The organism is Mesorhizobium sp. M0184, assembly GCF_040322215.1.
In the GTDB taxonomy this organism is placed as follows: Bacteria; Pseudomonadota; Alphaproteobacteria; order Rhizobiales; family Rhizobiaceae; genus Mesorhizobium.
In genome coordinates, this window is the sequence record NZ_JAMYSZ010000091.1 from 1 (window position 1) to 1,310 (window position 1,310).

Annotated in this window: 3 protein-coding genes; 2 read left to right on the top strand and 1 reads right to left on the bottom strand. The window is 65.6% G+C overall.

The window, feature by feature from the left end:
- Positions 1-299: DUF433 domain-containing protein (locus NKJ23_RS34405; RefSeq protein WP_352685165.1), on the top strand; the 299-nt coding region annotated here is incomplete at its 5' end.
- Complete coding sequence (locus NKJ23_RS34410) at positions 296-676, top strand: DUF5615 family PIN-like protein (RefSeq protein WP_352517408.1); 381 nt, start codon at positions 296-298, stop codon at positions 674-676. The genes NKJ23_RS34405 and NKJ23_RS34410, both read left to right, overlap by 4 nt.
- 22 nt (positions 677-698) lie before the next feature.
- Here the strand turns inward: NKJ23_RS34410 and NKJ23_RS34415 are convergent.
- Positions 699-1,310: RHE_PE00001 family protein (locus NKJ23_RS34415; protein ID WP_352685167.1), on the bottom strand; the 612-nt coding region annotated here is incomplete at its 5' end.

Genomic DNA, 1,310 nt, shown 5'->3' on the forward strand with positions numbered 1-1,310 from the left:
TCGTCCTGCATGTCGGATCCTTGGCTCGGGACGCGGTCGAGCGCGCCGAGCGCTACGCAGCCGACCGGGAAGCGTTCATCGAGATCGCCGAAGGTGTCCAAGGCGGGCGCCCTGTGATCAAGGGCACACGGCTCACCGTCAGCGCTATCCATGGTCGGCTCATTTCCGGCGACACGATCGAGACACTGATGGAGGACTATCCCGACATTCCGCGGCGCGCCTTCGAGGCCGCCGCACTCTATGCGCAGACCCACCCGCAGGTTGGCCGTCCCGTGCGCCGCCGGGGATCGGCGGTGTGAAATTCTTCATCGACGAGTGCATTTCGCCGACGCTGAGCCAACACCTCAATCAGAAAGGCCTGCACGACGCGGTTCATCCGAGGGACCGTGGCCGGCTGCGCGATCCCGATCACGTCGTCTTCGCCCGCGCCATCGAGGAGGACAGGATCATCGTGACCGAAAACGCCGATGACTTCCGAAAGCTCGCCGGCGCCGTCGACCTTCACCCTGGCCTGATCATTCTGCCCTCGGTCGCACGCGCAGAGGCGCAACGTCTGATGGACCTGGTCATCGCGCACCTCCTAGAGACGGGTGGCGAGCGTCCGCAGGACCTGCTCGTCAATTCGGTGCTTGCCATCACGATCGACGGTGCCATCGGGATCGACCCGCTGCCGTGACGGCCTGAGAGTGCGCGCGAATTCACACAATCCCCCATGCTCGATATCGTCCCCTACCCGTCACCTCCCGCAGATTGAGCTCGCCGACCAGATTGAGCGCGCCCTTGGCCGTAACCTTCAGTTCCTTCTCGATCATCGCGCTCGACACCAAACGCCGCGACAGGACATAGTCGATCAGCTGCGGCAGCTTCGAGTTGCCGCGCCGGTTCCGGGTGCGGCGCAGCATCTGTTCCCGCGCCAGCGCCAGCCGGTCATGTTCCTTTAGGCCGAGCGCGGCGGCTTCCGTAAAGGCGTAGATGAATGCCAGCAGGCGTATGGTCCGGTCACGGTGACGCCGGCGCTCACGGCCGATAAACCGCAGGCCGCTGTTGAGCTCCAGCAGGTGGGCCGTGGTCTTGCGGCGCTGCCGCAGCATGGCCGCGACCAGAAGGGTGCCGAGCCACGGCTGATGCTGGAGCGGACTGATGTCTTCCCAGGCGTCGGAGAGCATCGCGGCGGCCAGCACCGGCGGAAGATCCGCCATGCGACCAAGCATGGCGCGCCACTCACCGAGGCGGGCAGGCTCGTCCCAATCCAGATCATAGACCAGCGGATCCCGCTCCGGTGCCGCTTGCGGCCGGGAAGGACGTTCGAC